At 61.2% G+C, this 18603-nt stretch carries 17 protein-coding genes and 1 tRNA gene; 6 read left to right on the top strand and 12 right to left on the bottom strand.

Annotated features, from left to right (window positions below):
• Positions 1-247: 247 nt before the first annotated feature.
• A complete protein-coding gene (locus HKD28_RS04190; RefSeq protein ID WP_194267077.1) occupies positions 248-1558 on the top strand; it encodes a glycoside hydrolase family 68 protein in 1311 nt (436 codons plus the stop codon).
• Positions 1559-1686: 128 nt separating this feature from the next.
• Here HKD28_RS04190 and HKD28_RS04185 read toward each other — a convergent pair.
• The 7 genes from HKD28_RS04185 to metK form a co-directional block, all read right to left on the bottom strand.
• A tRNA-Pro gene (locus tag HKD28_RS04185) sits at positions 1687-1763 on the bottom strand.
• Positions 1764-1823: 60 nt separating this feature from the next.
• The gene (gene lepB / locus HKD28_RS04180; RefSeq protein WP_194267074.1) at positions 1824-2531 is read right to left on the bottom strand and encodes a signal peptidase I; all 708 of its coding nucleotides are present in this window, start codon (positions 2529-2531) and stop codon (positions 1824-1826) included.
• Positions 2532-2666: 135 nt separating this feature from the next.
• A complete protein-coding gene (locus tag HKD28_RS04175; RefSeq protein ID WP_194267071.1) occupies positions 2667-3572 on the bottom strand; it encodes an FAD-binding protein in 906 nt (301 codons plus the stop codon).
• Positions 3572-4321 carry an electron transfer flavoprotein subunit beta/FixA family protein gene (locus tag HKD28_RS04170; protein WP_194267461.1) on the bottom strand — a complete coding sequence of 250 codons (750 nt, stop codon included), beginning with the start codon at positions 4319-4321 and terminating at the stop codon, positions 3572-3574. The genes HKD28_RS04175 and HKD28_RS04170 overlap by 1 nt, the downstream gene beginning before the upstream one ends.
• Positions 4322-4427: 106 nt before the next feature.
• Positions 4428-6068: an electron transfer flavoprotein-ubiquinone oxidoreductase gene (locus HKD28_RS04165; protein ID WP_194261137.1), complete on the bottom strand. Its 1641-nt coding sequence runs from the start codon at positions 6066-6068 to the stop codon at positions 4428-4430.
• Positions 6069-6117: 49 nt separating this feature from the next.
• Entirely contained in the window at positions 6118-6813 is a 696-nt protein-coding gene (trmB, locus tag HKD28_RS04160; protein WP_194261330.1) for a tRNA (guanine(46)-N(7))-methyltransferase TrmB, read from the bottom strand.
• A 28-nt stretch (positions 6814-6841) separates the two neighbouring features.
• A complete protein-coding gene (metK, locus tag HKD28_RS04155; protein WP_099285788.1) occupies positions 6842-8026 on the bottom strand; it encodes a methionine adenosyltransferase in 1185 nt (394 codons plus the stop codon).
• 337 nt (positions 8027-8363) lie between these two features.
• On the opposite strand from metK, the gene HKD28_RS04150 reads away from it, so the two are divergent.
• Entirely contained in the window at positions 8364-9152 is a 789-nt protein-coding gene (locus tag HKD28_RS04150; RefSeq protein WP_194267068.1) for an SDR family NAD(P)-dependent oxidoreductase, read from the top strand.
• A 62-nt stretch (positions 9153-9214) separates the two neighbouring features.
• On the opposite strand, the gene dapB is transcribed toward HKD28_RS04150, so the two are convergent.
• On the bottom strand, positions 9215-9961 hold the full coding sequence (gene dapB, locus HKD28_RS04145) for a 4-hydroxy-tetrahydrodipicolinate reductase (RefSeq protein WP_194267066.1): 747 nt from the start codon (positions 9959-9961) through the stop codon (positions 9215-9217).
• A gap of 24 nt (positions 9962-9985) precedes the next feature.
• Positions 9986-10423: a winged helix-turn-helix transcriptional regulator gene (locus HKD28_RS04140; RefSeq protein ID WP_235993289.1), complete on the bottom strand. Its 438-nt coding sequence runs from the start codon at positions 10421-10423 to the stop codon at positions 9986-9988.
• A 91-nt stretch (positions 10424-10514) separates the two neighbouring features.
• On the opposite strand from HKD28_RS04140, the gene HKD28_RS04135 reads away from it, so the two are divergent.
• Positions 10515-11120, top strand: coding sequence for an FMN-dependent NADH-azoreductase (locus tag HKD28_RS04135; RefSeq protein ID WP_194267063.1), 606 nt, complete (start codon positions 10515-10517; stop codon positions 11118-11120).
• Positions 11121-11122: 2 nt separating this feature from the next.
• Here HKD28_RS04135 and HKD28_RS04130 read toward each other — a convergent pair whose 3' ends face one another.
• Entirely contained in the window at positions 11123-12304 is a 1182-nt protein-coding gene (locus HKD28_RS04130) for a globin domain-containing protein (protein WP_194267060.1), read from the bottom strand.
• Positions 12305-12384: 80 nt separating this feature from the next.
• On the opposite strand from HKD28_RS04130, the gene HKD28_RS04125 reads away from it, so the two are divergent.
• On the top strand, positions 12385-12852 hold the full coding sequence (locus tag HKD28_RS04125) for an RrF2 family transcriptional regulator (RefSeq protein ID WP_194267057.1): 468 nt from the start codon (positions 12385-12387) through the stop codon (positions 12850-12852).
• A gap of 99 nt (positions 12853-12951) precedes the next feature.
• Positions 12952-13806 carry a shikimate dehydrogenase gene (gene aroE, locus HKD28_RS04120; RefSeq protein WP_194267055.1) on the top strand — a complete coding sequence of 285 codons (855 nt, stop codon included), beginning with the start codon at positions 12952-12954 and terminating at the stop codon, positions 13804-13806.
• A 72-nt stretch (positions 13807-13878) separates the two neighbouring features.
• Here aroE and dnaJ read toward each other — a convergent pair whose 3' ends face one another.
• Complete coding sequence (gene dnaJ / locus HKD28_RS04115; RefSeq protein WP_194267054.1) at positions 13879-15021, bottom strand: molecular chaperone DnaJ; 1143 nt, start codon at positions 15019-15021, stop codon at positions 13879-13881.
• A 145-nt stretch (positions 15022-15166) separates the two neighbouring features.
• A complete protein-coding gene (gene dnaK / locus HKD28_RS04110; protein WP_194261146.1) occupies positions 15167-17071 on the bottom strand; it encodes a molecular chaperone DnaK in 1905 nt (634 codons plus the stop codon).
• A gap of 282 nt (positions 17072-17353) precedes the next feature.
• On the opposite strand from dnaK, the gene HKD28_RS04105 reads away from it, so the two are divergent.
• Entirely contained in the window at positions 17354-18502 is a 1149-nt protein-coding gene (locus tag HKD28_RS04105; RefSeq protein ID WP_194267053.1) for a hypothetical protein, read from the top strand.
• Positions 18503-18603 lie beyond the last annotated feature (101 nt).

The raw sequence follows: 18603 nt of genomic DNA, 5'->3' as shown, positions 1-18603 counted from the left end.
AAACGTTAATGATTACTGGTTCAAAAAATAATTTCAGGTCAAAGAATTTTAGAAAGGCTGCTTCCACAAGAAGCGGCCTTTTTTGTTGCGCATTTTAGAAACAAGACATGTTTTTCTGCGTGAAAATTACGGCTCAGTACAGGACTTGATCTTTCTATTCGGACGTTTCTCCAGCATCCGGGCCTGAAACAAGGGTTCGGATTCTGGCGTGCGTCTGGCTTTTCTCTTTTCAGCTACAGGAAAACTCATGAACGCTGTTTCCAGCACGCAGAGCGCAGTCCAGTCGGGTTCGCGCTGGACGATCGCTGATGCGATGAAGATCCGTACCGATGATCCGACCACGACCATGCCGGTCATCGACTACGCGTTCCCCGTCATCGATTCCGATGTGTGGCAGTGGGACACCTGGCTGCTGCGCGACATTCACGGCAAGACCGTCACCTTCAAGGGCTGGTACGTCATGTTCGCCCTCGTTGCCGATCGTGCCGCCACGGGCGATACGACCGAGGGCTGGCACAGCCGCAACAACTATTCCTATATCGGCTACTACTACAGCCGCACCGGCAATGGCGCGGACTGGAAGTTCGGTGGCCGCGTCATCAAGGAAGGTGCCAACTCCCGCAGCTGGGAATGGTCCGGTTGTGCTGTCATGCGCGAGAACAGCGCCAATACGGTCGATCTGTTCTATACTTCCGTCAACGATACGCCGTCCGAGTCTGTTCCGTCCTACACGACGGGCCGCATTCTGGCAGATGCCACCGGCGTCTGGTTCGAGGGCTTCGATGTCTGCACGGACATGTTCCAGGCAGACGGCGTGAACTATGCCAACATCGTCGAAGACGCTTACTGGGATTTCCGCGATCCGCATATCTTCCGCAATCCTGACGACAACCAGATCTATGCCCTGTTTGAAGGCAATGTTCCGGGCATGCGCGGGAACTTCACCATCGGTTCCGACGAGATGGGTCCGGTTCCGCCCGCCACGACCGTTCCGGCTGGCGCGCAGTATGGCGCTGCAGCCATCGGCATTGCCCGTCTGACATCCGACTCTACGCGGGGCGATTTCTCCAAATGGGAAATGTTGCCAGCCCTCGTCACGGCGCTTGGCGTCAATGACCAGACGGAGCGCCCCCATGTCGTCTTCCAGGATGGTCTGACCTATCTGTTCACGATCTCTCATCACTCCACCTTCACCGGCAACAGCACGGGTCCGGACGGTGTGTATGGTTTCGTGTCCCGAAACGGCATTTTCGGTCCGTATGCGCCGCTGAACGGTTCGGGCCTCGTGCTTGGCAATCCGTCTGCTGCTCCGTACGAGACCTACTCGCACTTCGTCGATCCTGCCGGTTACGTGCAGTCCTTCATCGACACCCTGCCGCAGCCCGGTTCGGCTGACCCGCAGGACCCGACGACCTATCGCATCGGTGGTACGTTGGCCCCGACCGTGAAGATCGTCCTCGAAGGTGAGCGGACCTATCTGACGGAAGTTCACGCTTACGGGCAGGTCTATGCCCAGGGCGTCTGGCCGACCTCTTCGGCCTTTGACAAGCGCTCCTGAAGTCGTTTTGCCCTCTCCCGAAAGGGGGAGGGCATTTTTTGCGTTTTCGGGGTCTGCATTTCAGACGCAGAAATGCGCTGGCCTGCGGGCCTGAAACTGTTTTAGCGATTTCTGGAAAAATTATCGGCTGGTCGGAGTGAGAGGATTCGAACCTCCGGCCCCTGCGTCCCGAACACAGTGCTCTACCAGGCTGAGCTACACTCCGGCCGACGGCGCTTCTCCTACAGGGGTTAATGCTTTCCTGCAAGAGGGTTAGGGCGAAAAATCAGAGAACGAGCGCCGTTCTGCCGATATCCCGCCATGACCACAGGACGGCGCGGGCCTGCCCCTGAAGGTTCCAGACGGGAAGCAGCCCGACGCCCCCATCCGCTACGCTGACGCGCGAGTCGGCGGAGTTGTCACGGTTGTCGCCCATAACGAACAGATGATTGGCGGGAATGGTGAAGGGCGCGACATTATCTAGCTCTCCGTCCTGCGACATTTTGAGAATGTCGTGGTGGATGTTTCCCGGGAGGGTTTCTTCATAACGTTCTGCCGCACGCCAGACGTTCTTCCGGCTTTCCTCGCGGGTTGGCCCCATGTCTTTCCATGGAAGCACCGTTCCGTTCAGGATGATCCGACCATGCACCAGGGCCACCGTGTCGCCCGGCAGACCGATCACGCGCTTGATCCAGGTCTGGTGCAGGTTGGCGGGTGCGCGGAACACGACCACATCGCCGCGATGGGGCAGATGCCCGAACAGGCGGCTTTCCGTTTCGGAAGAAGGCTTTAAGGCATCGCCGAACGGTAGATTGGCCGTGCTGAGACCGTAGGACGGGACAATAACGCCGATCTGGTCGCCGATCCGCAGTGTCGGCTCCATGGAGGCCGAAGGCACGATGTAAGCGGCGGCGAGGGCGCTGTGAATGGTCAGGAAGCCCAGAAGAACGGGTAGGCAGGACAGGATGTCGCGGATGAACTTGCGCAGGGTCATGATGAGGGTCTCCGTGCCCGACAGAGTGCCTCATGGGGACCGGAGTGCCAGTTAAACCTGCGTCAGATCCTGTCATGAAAAAAGGGGCGTCCCGTCATGGGGCGCCCCTTTTTGTCGTTTCAGGTAAACGGTGCCTTACAGCGCTTTTTCGAGCGTCGGGAGGACCTCGAACAGATCACCCACGATGCCGTAATCGGCGACCTTGAAAATCGGCGCTTCCGGATCGGTGTTGATGGCCACGATGACGCGGCTGTCCTTCATGCCAGCCAGATGCTGGATCGCACCCGACAGGCCGACGGCGATGTAGAGTTCCGGCGCTACGATCTTGCCGGTCTGGCCGACCTGCATTTCGTTCGGAGCAAAACCGGAATCCACGGCCGCACGGGATGCGCCGATGGCGGCGTTCAGCTTGTCGGCGATGGGTTCGAGCAGCTTAAAGTTTGCAGCGTCCTTCAGGCCCTTGCCGCCGGAAATCACCACGCGGGCAGATTCCAGTTCCGGACGGTCGGAGGCAGAAAGCTCGACCTTCACGAAAACAGACTTCTCGCTGGCCGGAGCTTCGACCGTTTCAATCGCAGCGGACCCACCTTCGGCAGCAATCGGATCGAAATTGGAGCCGCGGACCGTCAGCACCTTGATGCTGTCGGCGGAGCGAACCGTTGCCAGTGCGTTTCCGGCATAGATCGGGCGCACGAAGGTGTCGGCGTCCTTGATCTCGACCACATCGGGGATCGGCTGCACGTCCAGCAGGCCTGCCAGACGCGGCAGGATGTTCTTGCCGGTGGCGGAGGCTGCGGCCACGATGTGGCTGTAGTCTTTCGCGCGGGCAGCCAGCAGGTCGGCGGCGGGCTCGGCCAGATCGTTGACCAGACCCGGCACGCTGAGAACGCGCGTTACGCCCGGCAGGGCAGCAGCGGCCTGTGCGCCGTCTCCGAATACGATGGCATCGACCGCACCAAAGCGGGAGGCAGCGGCAACAGCCGAACGGGAAGCCTGACGGACCGCGCCGTTTTCGACTTCAACCAGAACAAGAGCGGTCATCAGATCACCTTCGCTTCTGTCTTGAGCTTCTCGACCAGTTCGGCCGCGCTGTTCACTTTCACGCCTTCCTTGCGCTCGGCGGGCTCGGCCACCGAGACCACCGTCAGGCGCGACGCCGTATCAACGCCGAGACTGTCGATTTCGACCGTCTCAAGCGGCTTCTTGCGCGCCTTCATAATGTTCGGCAGGGACGCATAGCGCGGCTCGTTGAGGCGCAGATCCGCCGTCACCACAGCCGGGAGCGTGAGGGACACGACTTCCGTGCCGCCATCAATCTCGCGGGCAACTTCGATACGGCCATCGGCAACCGTCACAGCGCTGGCGAATGTGCCCTGCGGCCAACCGAGCTTCGCGGCCAGGATCTGGCCCGTGGCGTTCATGTCGTCGTCGATCGCCTGCTTGCCCATGCAGATCAGGCCGGCGTCTTCGCGCGTGGCGATCGCCTTGAGCACGTTGGCCACGGCGCGCGGCTCAAGCGTGTCGTCGGTGCGCACGAGGATGGCGCGGTCCGCGCCCATCGCCATGGCCGTGCGCAGCACGTCCTGCGCGGCCTGCGCGCCGACGGTCACGACCACGACTTCCTTGGCCGCGCCTTTTTCACGCAGGCGCACTGCTTCTTCGACTGCGATTTCGTCGAACGGATTCATGGACATTTTCACGCCCTGCGTTTCGACACCGCTGCCATCAGCCGCTACACGTACCTTGACGTTGTAATCGACCACCCGTTTGACTGGGACCAGAACTTTCATCGTCATCTTTCGCTGCTGTCGCCGCCACAAAAACGGGCGTCACCGTAGCGGGACTGACCGGAAAAGTCACATTCCGCTCTGGCGGTGCCCTCTTGCGGGAAGAAAATTACATCCCGACCGGATAATTCGGACCGCCACCGCCTTCGGGCGTGCACCAGTCGATGTTCTGCGTCGGGTCCTTGATGTCGCAGGTTTTGCAATGCACGCAGTTCTGGGCGTTGATCCGAAGCTGCCAGGCGTTTTCGCCCGTCTGTTCCTGTTCATACACGCCTGCCGGGCAGTAGCGACTCTCCGGCGAATCGAACACGTCGTGATTGACGGTCTGCCAGACGGTCTCGTTGCGGAGTTTGAGGTGAACCGGCTGATTCTCCTCGTGATTCGTGCTGCTCAGGAAGACCGAGCTGACGCGATCGAAGGTGATCTTCCCGTCGGGTTTGGGATAGTCGATTTTCGTGCATACCGAGGCCGGACGCAGCGTCTCGTTATCGGCGTGCGGGTGATGCAGCGTCCAGGGCGCACGACCCCGCAGGATCATGCTGTCGATCCCGGAATAGAGCGCGCCGAGCTTCATGCCCCATTTCGCAAAGGCCGGGCGGATGTTGCGGACGTCGCGCAGTTCGGACCACAGCCAGGACTGCTGGACGCGCGCCGTCATGCTGGCGGCTTCCTTCTTGTCCTTTTCCAGAGCCTCGGCCACGGCCTCAGCCGCGATCATGCCGGACTTCATGGCCGTATGCGTGCCCTTGATCTTGGGCACGTTCAGGAAGCCTGCCGAATCGCCAGCCAGAACGCCGCCGGGGAAAGTCAGGCGCGGAATGGACTGGAATCCGCCTTCCGATAGGGCACGTGCGCCGTAAATCAGGCGCTTGCCGCCTTCGAAATGCTCCCGGAAGGCCGGGTGCAACTTGGTGCGCTGCATTTCCTCGAAGGGGGACAGATAGGTGTTGGCGTAATCGAGGCCGGTCACGAAGCCGAAGCTGACCAGATTTTCCCCGAAATGATAGAGCCACGCCCCGCCATAAGTGTTGTCGTCGAGCGGCCAGCCGAAGCTGTGTTGTACGAGGCCGGGACGGTGCTTTTCTGCCGGTATTTCCCAGACTTCCTTGATGCCGAGGCCATAGGTTTGCGGCTCCACGCCCTTGCGCAGGCCGAAACGCTTCATGGCGTGGCCGGTGAGGGAGCCGCGCGCACCTTCGGTCAGGATGGTCTGCTTCGCGCGCAGGATCATGCCGGGCGTGAAGTTCGGCCCGTGTTCGCCGTTGCGCTCGATGCCCATGTCGCCCGTGATGACGCCAGCGACGTGGTCATTTTCGATGAACAGTTCCGCACCCGAGAAGCCCGGATAGATCTCAACGCCCAGAGCCTCAGCCTGCTCGCCGAGCCAGCGGCAGACTTCGCCGAGCGAGACGACGTAATTTCCATGATTGGCCATCTGCGGCATCACGCGGTCCAGATATGGAACGGCGAAGGAACGCGTTTCGGTCAGGAACAGCATCCGCTCTTCCGTCACTTGCGTCCGCAGCGGGGCGTCCAGATCGCGCCAGTTCGGCAGAAGTTCATCAAGCGTGCGCGGCTCGATGACGGCGCCCGAGACGATATGGGCACCGATTTCGCTGCCCTTTTCGATCAGGCAGACGCCCGCATCCGGCATCAGCTGTTTCAGGCGGATCGCGGCGGACAGACCGGCGGGACCGCCACCGACCACCACGACATCGAATTCCATTTCTTCGCGTTCGATCTGGGTCATGATGTCAGGACACTCGCTGAATAACTGAGAGAGGGGTTTGGTGTGCGTTTCAGGGACGGCGCGTGAAAGTCCAGTAGAACGGCACGCGCCCTTCGCGGAAGGCTTTGGCCTCATAGCGTGTTGGTGACCAGCCTTCGGGACGTTCCTTCGCCGGGGGCGGCGCATCGAACAGGTCCTGCTTGCCCATCACTTCTGTGACCCATTCCTGATAGACGGGATGGTCACTGGCGACGCGCCAGATGGCGCCGGGTTTCAGGACGCGGTGCATCTGCTTGATGTTTTCCGGATGCACGAAGCGGCGCTTGGCGTGCCGGGCCTTCGGCCACGGGTCCGGGAACATCAGATAGGCCCGGTCCAGGCATGCGTCGGGCATGTCCTTGAGCAGCAGGCGGGCGTCTTCGGCCCAGATGCGGAAATGGGGAGGCGGCGTGGCTGTGTCTTCCTCGCCTTCGGGCACGAGGCGCGACAGCAGGGAGCACAGGCCGTTCTCGAAGACCTCGGAAGCGATATAGCCGACATCCGGGTTCAGTTCGGACTGGCCAACGGCATGTTCGCCACCGCCAAAACCGATTTCGAGAAAGACGCGCGAGACCGCATCGGAGAATCCCGCGGCGGGATTTTCCGGTGAGGTAAAGGAAAGCCGGGGCAGCGCCTTCTCAAGAAGATGCTGCTGCCGGGCCCGGAGCGGATGGCCGCGTTGACGGCCGTAAAGCCGCTCCGGCTGGGGTTTGAGAGACTCGACCAGGGGTTTTCTGCCAGATTACCGGTGAGACTTAGCGGTTCAGGGCGCCACGCAGCGTGGTGACCAGATCCGTCTGTTCCCAGGTGAAGTTGTCCAGAACCGGATCCGGCGCACGGCCGAAATGGCCGTAAGCGGAGGTCGGAACATAGATCGGACGGTTCAGGCGCAGATGCTTGCGGATGCCGCGCGGGGAGAGGTCCACAACGTCGTTGAGGATCGCACCCAGACGGGCTTCGTCCACGTCCTTGCCCGTGCCGTCGAGGTCAACATAGACCGAGAGCGGCTTGGACACGCCGATGGCGTAGCTGAGCTGGATCGTGCAGCGGTCGGCCAGACCGGCGGCCACGACGTTCTTGGCGAGGTAACGCGCGGCATAGGCTGCCGAACGGTCCACCTTCGTGGGGTCCTTGCCGGAGAATGCGCCACCACCATGCGGGGCTGCGCCACCATAGGTGTCGACGATGATCTTGCGGCCAGTGAGGCCTGCGTCGCCGTCCGGTCCGCCGATGACGAAGTTGCCGGTCGGGTTCACATAGAACTCGTCTTCCGGGCAGTTCCAGCCTTCGGGCAGGATGCCATTGACCACGTCGCGCAGCGTCTCACGGATCGTGTGCTGGCTCATGCCTTCGACATGCTGCGTGGAAATCACGACGGACGTGACGCCAACGGGCTTGCCGTCGACATAACGCAACGTGACCTGGCTCTTGGCATCCGGCAGAAGGCCAACGCCACGGGCGTCGCCGCTCTTGCGGTAGTCGCGGATGCGCTCGAGGATCGTCTGCGCATAGAACAGCGGCGCAGGCATCAGGTGTTCGGTCTCGCGTGTGGCGTAGCCGAACATGATGCCCTGATCGCCAGCACCTTCGTCCTTATCACCGGCACTGTCGACGCCCTGAGCGATGTCGGCGGACTGTGCGTGCAGATAGGAGGTGATTTCGGCTTTCTTCCAGGAGAAACCTTCCTGGTCGTAGCCGATGTCCTTGATCGCTTCACGGGCGCGGTCGATCAGCGTGTCTTCGACCTCTTTGGGGCCGCGGACTTCACCGGCCAGGACGACGCGGTTGGTGGTGACCAGCGTCTCACAGGCAACACGCGCTTCCGGATCGGCCTGAAGATAGGCGTCCAGAACGGTATCGGAAATGCGGTCCGCCACCTTGTCGGGATGGCCTTCGGAAACGGACTCGGATGTGAAAAGGAAATCGCCGTGATTGCGCACTCAGGGACCTCGCAGGGAATGAGTGGTGAGAAGGGCCACAGTGTGCCTTGGCAGGCGGTCTGTGGCATTCAGGGAGGGGACGGCTTGGCGGAATTGGGCGCAAGGGTCAAGGGGCCGTGTGAGGTCTGAACGCGGTTTTCTGCGGAAAAGTCCCGAGAACCGGCCTGAAATTGCAAAAAAAACCAGACGGATATTACGAAAAAGAGAGCGCTGGCCCCCGTTTCATTTTTCAACGACACCGGTCATGCTGCGTTTGTGTTCCCGTGACCGTCATGGCCCGTCACAGGCGCCGCCCACGGTCGAGTCCGGGAAAAACAGAGAATTTGAGGCATTTGAAATGTCGAATCACTTTAGCGGTAAAGTCTGTCTCGTCACTGGTGCCGGTGGCAATATCGGTCTTGCGACCGCCCTTCGTCTGGCCGGGGAAGGGACGGCCATCGCCCTGCTGGACATGAACCTGGAGGCTCTTGAGAAAGCCGAAGCCGCCGTGCGGGAAAAGGGTGTCGAAGCTCGGTCTTATGTTTGTAACGTGACGTCCGAAGAGGCTGTGACAGAGACCGTGGAGGCCGTGGTGCGGGATTTCGGGAAGATCGATTTCCTGTTCAACAATGCCGGATATCAGGGCGCTTTTGCCCCTGTGCAGGATTACCCGTCCGAAGATTTCGCGCGTGTGCTGACGATCAATGTCACAGGTGCATTTCACGTCCTCAAGGCCGTCGTGCGGCACATGATCGCGCAGAATTACGGTCGCGTGGTCAACACCGCCAGCATGGCGGGCGTGAAAGGTCCGCCGAACATGGCGGCCTATGGCGCGTCCAAGGGGGCCATTATCGCCCTGACCGAAACGGCGGCGCTGGATCTTGCGCCTTACAACATCCGTGTGAACGCCATCAGCCCCGGCTATATGGGGCCCGGCTTCATGTGGGAGCGTCAGGTCGAGCTTCAGGCCAAGGTGGGAAGCCAGTATTTCTCCACCGACCCCAAAATCGTCGCCGAGCAGATGATCGGCAGCGTGCCGATGCGCCGCTATGGCGATATCAACGAAATCCCCGGTGTGGTGGCGTTTCTGCTGGGGGACGATTCCAGCTTTATGACGGGGGTGAATCTGCCGATCGCTGGTGGTTGATGGGGTGTCCGGGCTCTGCCCGGGCCCGGCAGGGATCTTGATCCCTGCACCCTGATTCGGGGTTAGGGTTTTAAGGCGTCTGCCATTGTGTAGAGGCCTGCGGGGCGTCCGGCGAGCCATTTTGCGGCGAGCAGGGCGCCTCTGGCGAAGACCCTCCGGTCCAGTGCGCGGTGAGACAGGGTGATCTGTTCGTCCGCCGCCATCAGGACGAGATCATGTTCGCCCACGATCTGCCCGCCGCGCAGGGATGCGAATCCGATCGCCCCGTCCGGGCGCAGACTGTTCTGATCGGTTCGGGCCACATCCTCGAATGCGACTCCGCGTCCTTCCGCCACGGCCTTACCGATCGCCAGCGCCGTGCCCGAGGGGGCGTCCAGCTTCTGGCGGTGATGGACCTCCAGAATTTCCGCATCATAATCCGGCAGGCCCGCGCTAAGCTGCCGGGCCAGTTCCAGAAACAGCGTCAGCGCCGGGGAGAAATTGGCGGCCTGAAGGACGGGAATATGCTGCGCCGCCGCGTTCACGGCATCCTGCGCGCCATGATCAAGACCCGTCGTCCCCAGAACCCACGCACATCCAGCCTGCGCGAAGGCGGCCGCATGGGCGGGGACCGTCGTGGCATGGCTGACGTCAATCACGACATTGCAGCTTTTCGCGAGCGTGCCAGGGTCGGTCGTGATGTTGCGCGAGACATCTGCCGTGCGGGAGAGGCCGCCTGCGAGGGCGCTTCCGGCTTCCTCGGCGCAGAGGGTGCCAAGTCGGCCCGTGATGCCGGCAATACCGATACGGGGGGCGGAAATCAGGGTCATGATGGAGCCTTGCGTGCGAAAAGATCAGAGATCGGCGTCAAGCCGGGCGTCAAAGCGGGCGCGGGCCGCCTCGATTTCGGGGCGGTTTGACATGGCCCACTGACCGAAGGCTTCCGTCAGCGTCCAGAGCGATTCCCCAAGCGTCGTGAGTTCATAATCCACGCGCGGCGGAGTCGTCGGGGTGACGGTCCGCAGGACGAGGCCGTCGCGTTCCAGATTGCGGAGGGTGAGCGTCAGCATCCGCTGTGAAATTCCGTCGATCGCGCGGCGCAGTTCGCTGAAACGGTGTGGCCCGCGTCCGAGCGATTTGACGATCAGGATGCTCCATTTGTCCGTCGTGCGGGCGAGAATGGAGCGGATGACGGCACAGGCGCTGCTGTCCTGCGCGCAATCCAGAGGCGTCGTACCCGGCTTTACGGACAGCTTCTGGGGAAGGGTGGTGTCACTGACGCGAACATCCATGTGCCTATGGCTCCGGAATGTGCCTTCTTGCGGCGGGGTTCAAAGGTTCCTTATCTGGTGCTGGTTACGATCAGGAACCGGAAAGATCAAAATGAAACTTCTTCACATCGATTCCAGCATTCTCGGTGACAGCTCCGCCAGCCGTCAGGTCAGCGCTGCCGCCGTCGCCCAGTTTCGCAAGAAAGATCCGTCCGTCGAGGTCATTTCCCTCGATCTCGCCAGCGATCCGCTGCCGCATCTCGACGTCGAAGCCCTGTCATGGCTCGGCAAGGAACTGACGCCGGATGTGTCGGCCCGCCCCGAACTGGTTGCCAGCGGCAAAGCCCTGAGTGATTTCAAGGCGGCGGACATCGTCGTCATCGGTGTGCCGATGTATAACCTGTCGATTCCCAGCCAGCTCAAATCCTGGATCGACCGTATCATGGTGGCGGGTCAGACCTTCCGCTATGGCCCGTCCGGCATTGAAGGTCTGGCCAAGGGCAAGACAGTCGTGCTCGCCGTGGCGCGTGGTGGCCTGTATGGCGAAGGCTCGCCCGCAGCCTCCTTCGAGCATCAGCTCAGCTACCTGAAATCCGTTTTCACCATGATCGGCATTACGGACATCACCGTGATCGAAGCCGAGGGCCTCGCCACCAATGGCGGCGCTGACCGTGCACGCATCCTGTCGGACGCGGAACAGAAGGCCAGCGCGCTCTAAAGTCAGTCCGTCACGCCGGTATCCGGTCCAAACGTCTCGTAACGCAGGCGGTTGGCCGGAACTCCGGCGCCCGGCAGTCCCTGCACCATGTCGCGCATGAAGCCTGTCGGGCCGCAGAGATAGGCCGAGACGCCATCCGGCAGCTGCTCTGCGACCCAGGCTGCGGTCGGGTGTCCGTCTTCTGAAGTCAGACGTGTCACGACCCGGATGCGCCCTGCCGTGTTGTGGGACAGTTCCGCCAGACGCGCCGCGAAGGGCGCAGTTTCGGTGGAATGGGCAACCTGTACGACCTGAACAGGCGTCGTGATGTCTGGTCCGGCCAGTGTTTCCAGCATTCCGATCATGGGTGTGATGCCGATCCCGGCGCAGATGAAGCCCAGCGGTCCTTCGATTTTTTCCGGCAGGACGAAATTGCCCGCAGGCGGTGAAAGCAGGAGTTCCGTGCCGACGCAGGCGTTGCTGTTCAGCCAGCCTGAAACAACGCCGTTCTGAACATGACGCACGCTGATGCGATAGCCCGTCCGGTTGGGGCTGGAGGTAATGCTGTAATTGCGGCGGGTCCGGCCATGGCCCGGAATGTCCAGATCAACACCCAGATACTGACCCGGAACGGCGCTGATGACCGGCTTGCCGTCCACAGGCTCCAGTTCGAGCGACGTGACGGTCGCGCATTCTGCCGTGGCGTGCGCGATGCGGAAAGCCCGCCAACCCGTCCAGCCTCCTTCGGTATGGGCGCTGCTGTCGTAAAGCTGATGCTCGCGACCGATCAGGATATCGGCCAGTGCCCAGTAGGCCCTGCCCCAGGCATCAAGGATTTCCGGCGTTGCGGCATCACCCAGAACGGCTGAAATCGCGCCGAGCAGAGCTGTTGCGACATGCGGATAGTGTTCGGGCTGGATTTCGAGGCTGACATGTTTCTGGGCGATCCGTTCGACCGCCCCGCCCAGCACGCCCAGATTGTCGATATTTTTCGCATAGGCCAGCACGGCCATGGCCAGCGCGCGGGGCTGCATTCCTGTCGACTGATGGGTCGGATCGAACATTTCCGCAATCGCCGGATCGGCCAGAAGACGACGATACATTTCGGATGTGATGGCCACACCATGCGCTTCAAGTGCCGGGATGGTGGCCTTGATGATGGCGATGATGTCTGGCGTGAGGCTGCGGTCGGCGGAAGTGGACATGAGCGGTCCCCTAAAAGATGTATATAAAATACATCTTTATAAACGTGACCTGATCCTGTCAATCTGGCAGAGGAGTCGCCATGCGTCTGACACTGCACACTGACTACGCCCTGCGCGTGCTGATCCATCTGGGGATTCACCATCCGGGCGCCCATGCCTCACGCCGTGTTTCCATCCGTGAGATCGCGCAGGCTTACCGTATTTCTGAAAACCATCTGGTGAAGGTGGTCCATCGTCTGGGGCAGGGCGGTTTCGTCACCACCGTCCGTGGACGGGGCGGCGGGCTGGAACTCGCGCGGCCGGCTGCGGAAATCAACGTGGGCGCAGTCGTGCGCTTTACCGAAGACGACATGGCGCTGGTGGACTGCGAGGGCCGTAACAGCACAGATGGACGGCCCTGCGTGCTGTCTCCGGCCTGTGTGCTGCGGAGCGTGCTGGGCGATGCGCTGGGCGCGTTCCTGGCAGTTCTGGACGGCTATACGCTCGCCGATCTGCTGACGGGACGGGAGGCGGCCCTTCTGGGTCTGATTGTGCCCGTCGACGACTGAGACAGAAAATTGGGGATTTCCGGAATGTGAATGGACCTTCTGCGCTCTCGTGCGTCATGTCGTGTGAACGCAAGACTGCACAGATCCGAGGAGCCTCTCATGAGCCAGCAGAATTTCCGCAGCATCCTGACGGGATCGTTCTCGACACCCTGCGACGACAACCCGACCGTCGCCATGATCGAGGCCGCCTATCAGCACCACGACATCGATGCCCGCTACATCAACTGTGACGTCAAGGCCGAGGGTCTGAAAGACGCCGTAGCAGGCGCGCGGGCCATGGAATGGGTCGGGTTCAACTGTTCCCTGCCGCACAAGGTCAAGGTGATCGAGCATCTGGACGAAGTGGCCGAATCCGCCCGGATCATCGGGGCCGTGAACTGCGTCTCCATCCGCGATAGCCGTCTGATCGGCGACAATACGGACGGCAAGGGCTTTCTGGCCTCTCTCAAAAAGGTCACGGACCCGTCCGGCAAGAAGGTCCTGCTTCTGGGAGCAGGTGGGGCCGCACGCGCCATTGCCGTGGAACTGGGTCTGGCCTCCGTCGCCCATATCACCGTCATGAACCGCGATCCGAAGAAAGCCGAGACCATCGCCGCCCTCGTCCGGGACAATACGTCGGCCAAGTCGGATGTTCAGGCCTGGAACGGTGATGCCAGCGTGCCGGAAGACGTGGACATTCTGATCAATGCGACATCCATCGGTCTGGGCGATTCCGAAACCATGCCGCCTCTGAAGGTCGAAACCCTGCGTAAGGGCCTGATCGTTGCGGATGTGATCCCGAACCCGCCCAGAACGCGTCTGCTGCGGGAAGCAGAAGGCAAGGGCTGCACCGCGCTGGACGGGCTTGGCATGCTGGTCAATCAGGGCGTGATCTGCGTGGAGCACTGGCTGGGCAAGACGCTGGATGCCGGGGTGATGGAAAAAACCCTGAAGGATATTTTCGGCGCGGCCTGATATAAAAAACTGACAAAAAAACCCCGGTGCCTTCAGGGAGGGCACCGGGGTTTTTCGTGAGCCTGATAAAGATCAGCGGCCGTCGAAGAAGTCGCGGACCTTGGCGAAGAAGCCGCTGCTTTCGGGGCTGCCCTTGGCGTGGTCGTCCCCGGCTTCCTTCTCGAATTCTTCAAGAAGTTCGCGCTGGCGCTTCGTCAGATGGCTCGGCGTTTCGACCGAGACCTGAATATACATGTCCCCGCGTGCTGAAGACCGCAGGACCGAGAAACCCTTGCCGCGCAGACGGAACGTCTCGCCCGTCTGGGTTCCGGCAGGGATGCGGACCTTGCTTCGGCCACCATCCACAACCGGCACTTCCACTTCCGTACCCAGAGCTGCCTGCGTCATGCGCAGCGGAACGCGGCAATAGATGTTTGCACCGTCGCGCTGGAAAATGTCATGCGACAGGACGGAAATGTGGACATACAGATCGCCCGGCTGCACGCCTTCACCGCCAGCTTCGCCCTTGCCCGCCATGCGGATGCGGGTGCCATCCTCGACGCCAGCCGGGATGTCGATGCTGATGGTCTCGGTCTTCGCCTGTGTACCCGTGCCGTGGCAGGCCTTACACGGATTGGCGACGGTCCGTCCCGAACCATGACAGGTTGGACAGGGGCGCTCGACGAGGAAAAAGCCCTGCTGCGCCCGGACCTTGCCCGCACCGTGACAGGTTGGGCATGTGGTGCTGCCCGCCTTGGGATCAGCCGAACCCGAACCGTGGCAGGATTCACAGGCCACGCGGGTGCGGACCTCGACATCCTTCTTCACGCCCGTGAAGGCTTCCATCAACGTGATTTCGACCTGAACCTGGACATCCGCCCCGGTCCGGCGTCCACCACCCCGACGGCCGCCCATCATGTCTCCGAACATCTGGTCGAAGATGTCGCCCAGACCGCCCGCACCGGCAAAACCACCGCCGAAGCCGCCGCCCATTCCGCCCATGCCACCTTCGAAGGCGTCATGGCCGTACTGGTCATAGGCCGCGCGCTTCTGCGAGTCCTTCAGGACATCATAGGCTTCGTTGATTTCCTTGAACTTCTGCTCGGCGGCGTCATCACCCGGATTGCGGTCGGGATGATAACGCATGGCCTGCTTGCGGAAGGCTTTTTTCAGCTCGTCCGGCGAGGCCGTGCGGGAGACTTCAAGGGATTCGTAATAGTCGATTTTGATGGCCATGTTCGGTCCTTAGGGGGCGTTCCGGAAGGCGGTCCCTGTTATGGGCCGGAAAAACAAGAATGGCGCCCACCCCCTTGCGGGAACGGGCGCCCTCGGAAAACAGGGCCGGACGGAGCGTTGCGCTCCATCCGGGAAAGTCACCCGATCAGTGCTTCTTGTGGTCGTCTTCGAGGTCTTCGAAGTCGGCATCGACGACGTTGTCGTCCTTCTTTTCAGCTTCCGGAGCCGCAGCGCCTTCAGCACCCTGACCAGCCTGATAGACAGCCTGACCAACCTTCATGGCAGCCTGCGTCAGTTTCTCGCTGGCAGCCTTCAGGGCGTCGAGATTTTCGCCACCCAGAGCTTCGCGGGCTTCGGCAATAGCGGCTTCCGCTTCGGACTTGTCAGCCGCCGGAACCTTGTCGCCACCTTCGGTGATGGACTTCTCGGTCTGGTGGATGAGGCTTTCCGTGCTGTTGCGCAGCTCGACCAGTTCGCGCTTGGCCTTGTCGGCGGTTGCGTTGGCTTCCGCGTCCTTGACCATGCGGTCGATGTCGGAATCGGACAGACCGCCAGAAGCCTGGATCTTGATCTGCTGTTCCTTGTTCGTGGCCTTGTCCTTGGCGGACACGTTCACGATGCCGTTGGCGTCAATGTCGAACGTGACTTCGATCTGCGGCACGCCACGCGGTGCAGGCGCAATGCCCTGAAGGTCGAAGTTGCCCAGCAGCTTGTTGTCGGCTGCCATCTCACGCTCGCCCTGATAGACCTTGATGGTCACGGCGTTCTGGTTGTCTTCGGCCGTGGAGAAGGTCTGGCTCTTCTTGGTCGGGATCGTCGTGTTGCGGTCGATCAGACGGGTGAACACGCCACCCAGCGTCTCGATACCCAGCGACAGCGGCGTCACGTCGAGGAGCAGAACGTCCTTGACGTCACCCTTCAGGACAGCGCCCTGAACGGCAGCACCGATGGCGACCACTTCGTCCGGATTGACGTTGCGGGCCGGTTCCTTGCCGAAGAATTCCTTAACCGTCTCGATGACCTTCGGCATACGCGTCATGCCGCCAACGAGAATGACTTCGTCGATCTCGCTCGGGGAGACAGACGCATCCTTGATGGCTGCGCGGCACGGGCCGAGGGTACGCTGCACCAGATCATCGACGAGGCTTTCCAGCTTGGCGCGGGACAGCTTGACGACGAGGTGCTTCGGGCCGGAGGCATCAGCCGTGATGAACGGCAGGTTGATCTCAGTCTCCTTGGAAGAAGACAGCTCGATCTTGGCCTTTTCGGCGGCTTCCTTGAGGCGCTGCAGGGCGAGTTTGTCGCCACGCAGGTCGATGCCTTGCTCTTTCTTGAACTCGTCGGCGAGGAAGCCGATGATGCGGTTGTCGAAGTCTTCACCGCCCAGGAACGTGTCGCCGTTCGTGGACTTCACTTCGATCACGCCATCGGAGATCTCGAGGATGGAGACGTCGAACGTGCCACCACCAAGGTCATACACGGCCACCGTGCCGGAATCGCGCTTGCCAAGGCCATAGGCGAGGGCTGCTGCGGTCGGCTCGTTGATGATACGCAGGACTTCGAGGCCGGCGATCTTGCCAGCGTCACGGGTGGCCTGACGCTGGGCGTCGTTGAAGTAGGCCGGAACCGTGATGACGGCCTGGGAGACGGTCTCGCCGAGATAGCTTTCGGCGGTTTCCTTCATCTTGCCCAGAACATAGGCTGCGATCTGCGACGGGGCATACTTCTCGCCGCGGGCTTCGACCCATGCATCGCCATTGTCGCCACGGACGATGCCGTACGGCACCATTTCCTTGTCCTTCTGGACAGTCGGATCGTCGTAACGACGGCCGATCAGGCGCTTGACGGCATACAGAGTGTTGGCGGGGTTGGTGACAGCCTGACGCTTCGCGGCCTGTCCGACGAGACGCTCACCCTTGTCGGTGAAAGCGACCATGGACGGCGTCGTGCGAGCCCCTTCGCTGTTTTCGATCACCTTGGTTTCGTCACCCTCGCGTACGGCGACGCAGGAGTTGGTGGTACCAAGGTCAATGCCAATGACTTTGCTCATGTAAAATCAGTCCTCTCAGCGGTCCGTCCCGGCCCTGTGAGGCACCGGATCGAACCCTATTGACGTCCCCAGACCCTCACGGGCCTGTGTTTCGACTACTGATCTAGGCAAGGCTGGAGGGTGTTTCAAGCACTTGGACGACACATTTCGTCGAGAATCTTGTCCTGCCGCGCGGTGAAAAGGGCATTCAAAAGAAATATGGCGGTTTCAGATATGCCCACCGCCCTTTAGTAAGGTCGGGCCTTCCGCTTTGCCTGCCAATGGGACAGTCTTCATACAGCCATGCCGAATCCTTCCTACTTTCGTGCCACGCTGCTGGCTGCCCTGACCTGTTTTTCCGCAATCGGGCTCTCTGCCTGTGGTCCCATGGGCCCGGGAAAGCTGCGTAACGACCAGCTCGAATACTCCCGCGCGCTGGGGGATACCCAGAAGCACGAGATGCTGCTCAATATCGTGCGGCTGCGCTATGCCGATCCGCCGACCTTCCTCGACACAACACAGGTGATTGCGGGCTACAGCGTCTCCAAGAGCGTCAGCGGCGGTTTCTATGCCTATCCGGCCACGGCGGTCGGGAACTACCTGTTCGGCACAGGGACGATGTCGCTGGGGGAAAGCCCGACTTTCACCTATCAGCCCGTCACCGGGCAGCAATACGCCGAAAACGTGGTCCGGCCGATCTCGCCGACCGTCATCATGCCGCTCAGCCTTGGCGGTCTGCCGATCGACACGCTGCTGCGTCTGACGGCGCAGTCCATTGATGGCCTGTCCAATGTGCGGGGCCTCGGCGCGGGACCGTTTGGCGGCGGGTCCGTACGGTTCTATCTGCTGCTGCATGATCTGAGACAGCTTCAGGTTGCGGGGGCCATGACCATCCGCATCACGACCGATCCTGCGACACCGACGGACAGCAAGAAGAACGGTGGCAAGTCCGACAGTAACGGCGGTGGCAGCGGGCCGGGGCCTGAGCGGTCCTATCTTGTTCTGACATCCACTTCGGAAAGCAATCTGCTCGCGATTCAGGCCGAAGTGCGTCGTCTGCTGCATCTCGATCCGACGGCGGAAGAGGCCGAGATCGTCTATGGACCGTATCCCAAACATCCGGGCCAGATTGCAATTCTGACGCGCTCGATGCTCGCGATGCTCACGCAGCTTGCCTATGAGGTCGAGGTTCCGGAAGGCGATATCAAGGCCGGTCGGACCCCGCCAACGATCGGGCAGGTCGGAATTGAAAACCGGCCGGAAGTCGTGATCCATTCGGGCAAGGACGAGCCGGACGGCCCTTATGCCGCCGTCAGTTATCACAATGCGTGGTTCTGGATCAGCGATCGGGATTTCCAGAGCAAACTGGCCTTTACGATGGTGCAGGTTCTGGCGGCCCTTGCAGCGACCAACCATACGGGTGGCGCGGTTGTCACGATTCCGGCTGGGTAATTGGAATAACGTTTATTTGAATTCACCATAATGAAACTGTATTCGCACACGGTTTTGTTAGAATAAAACAGGGGAATATTGCAAAAGAGCCGTAGCTTTCC

This window comes from Gluconobacter cadivus, assembly GCF_015244745.1.
Lineage (GTDB): Bacteria > Pseudomonadota > Alphaproteobacteria > Acetobacterales > Acetobacteraceae > Gluconobacter > Gluconobacter cadivus.
Note: the sequence above shows the minus strand (reverse complement) of the source record. Positions and strands in the feature narration are given on the sequence as shown.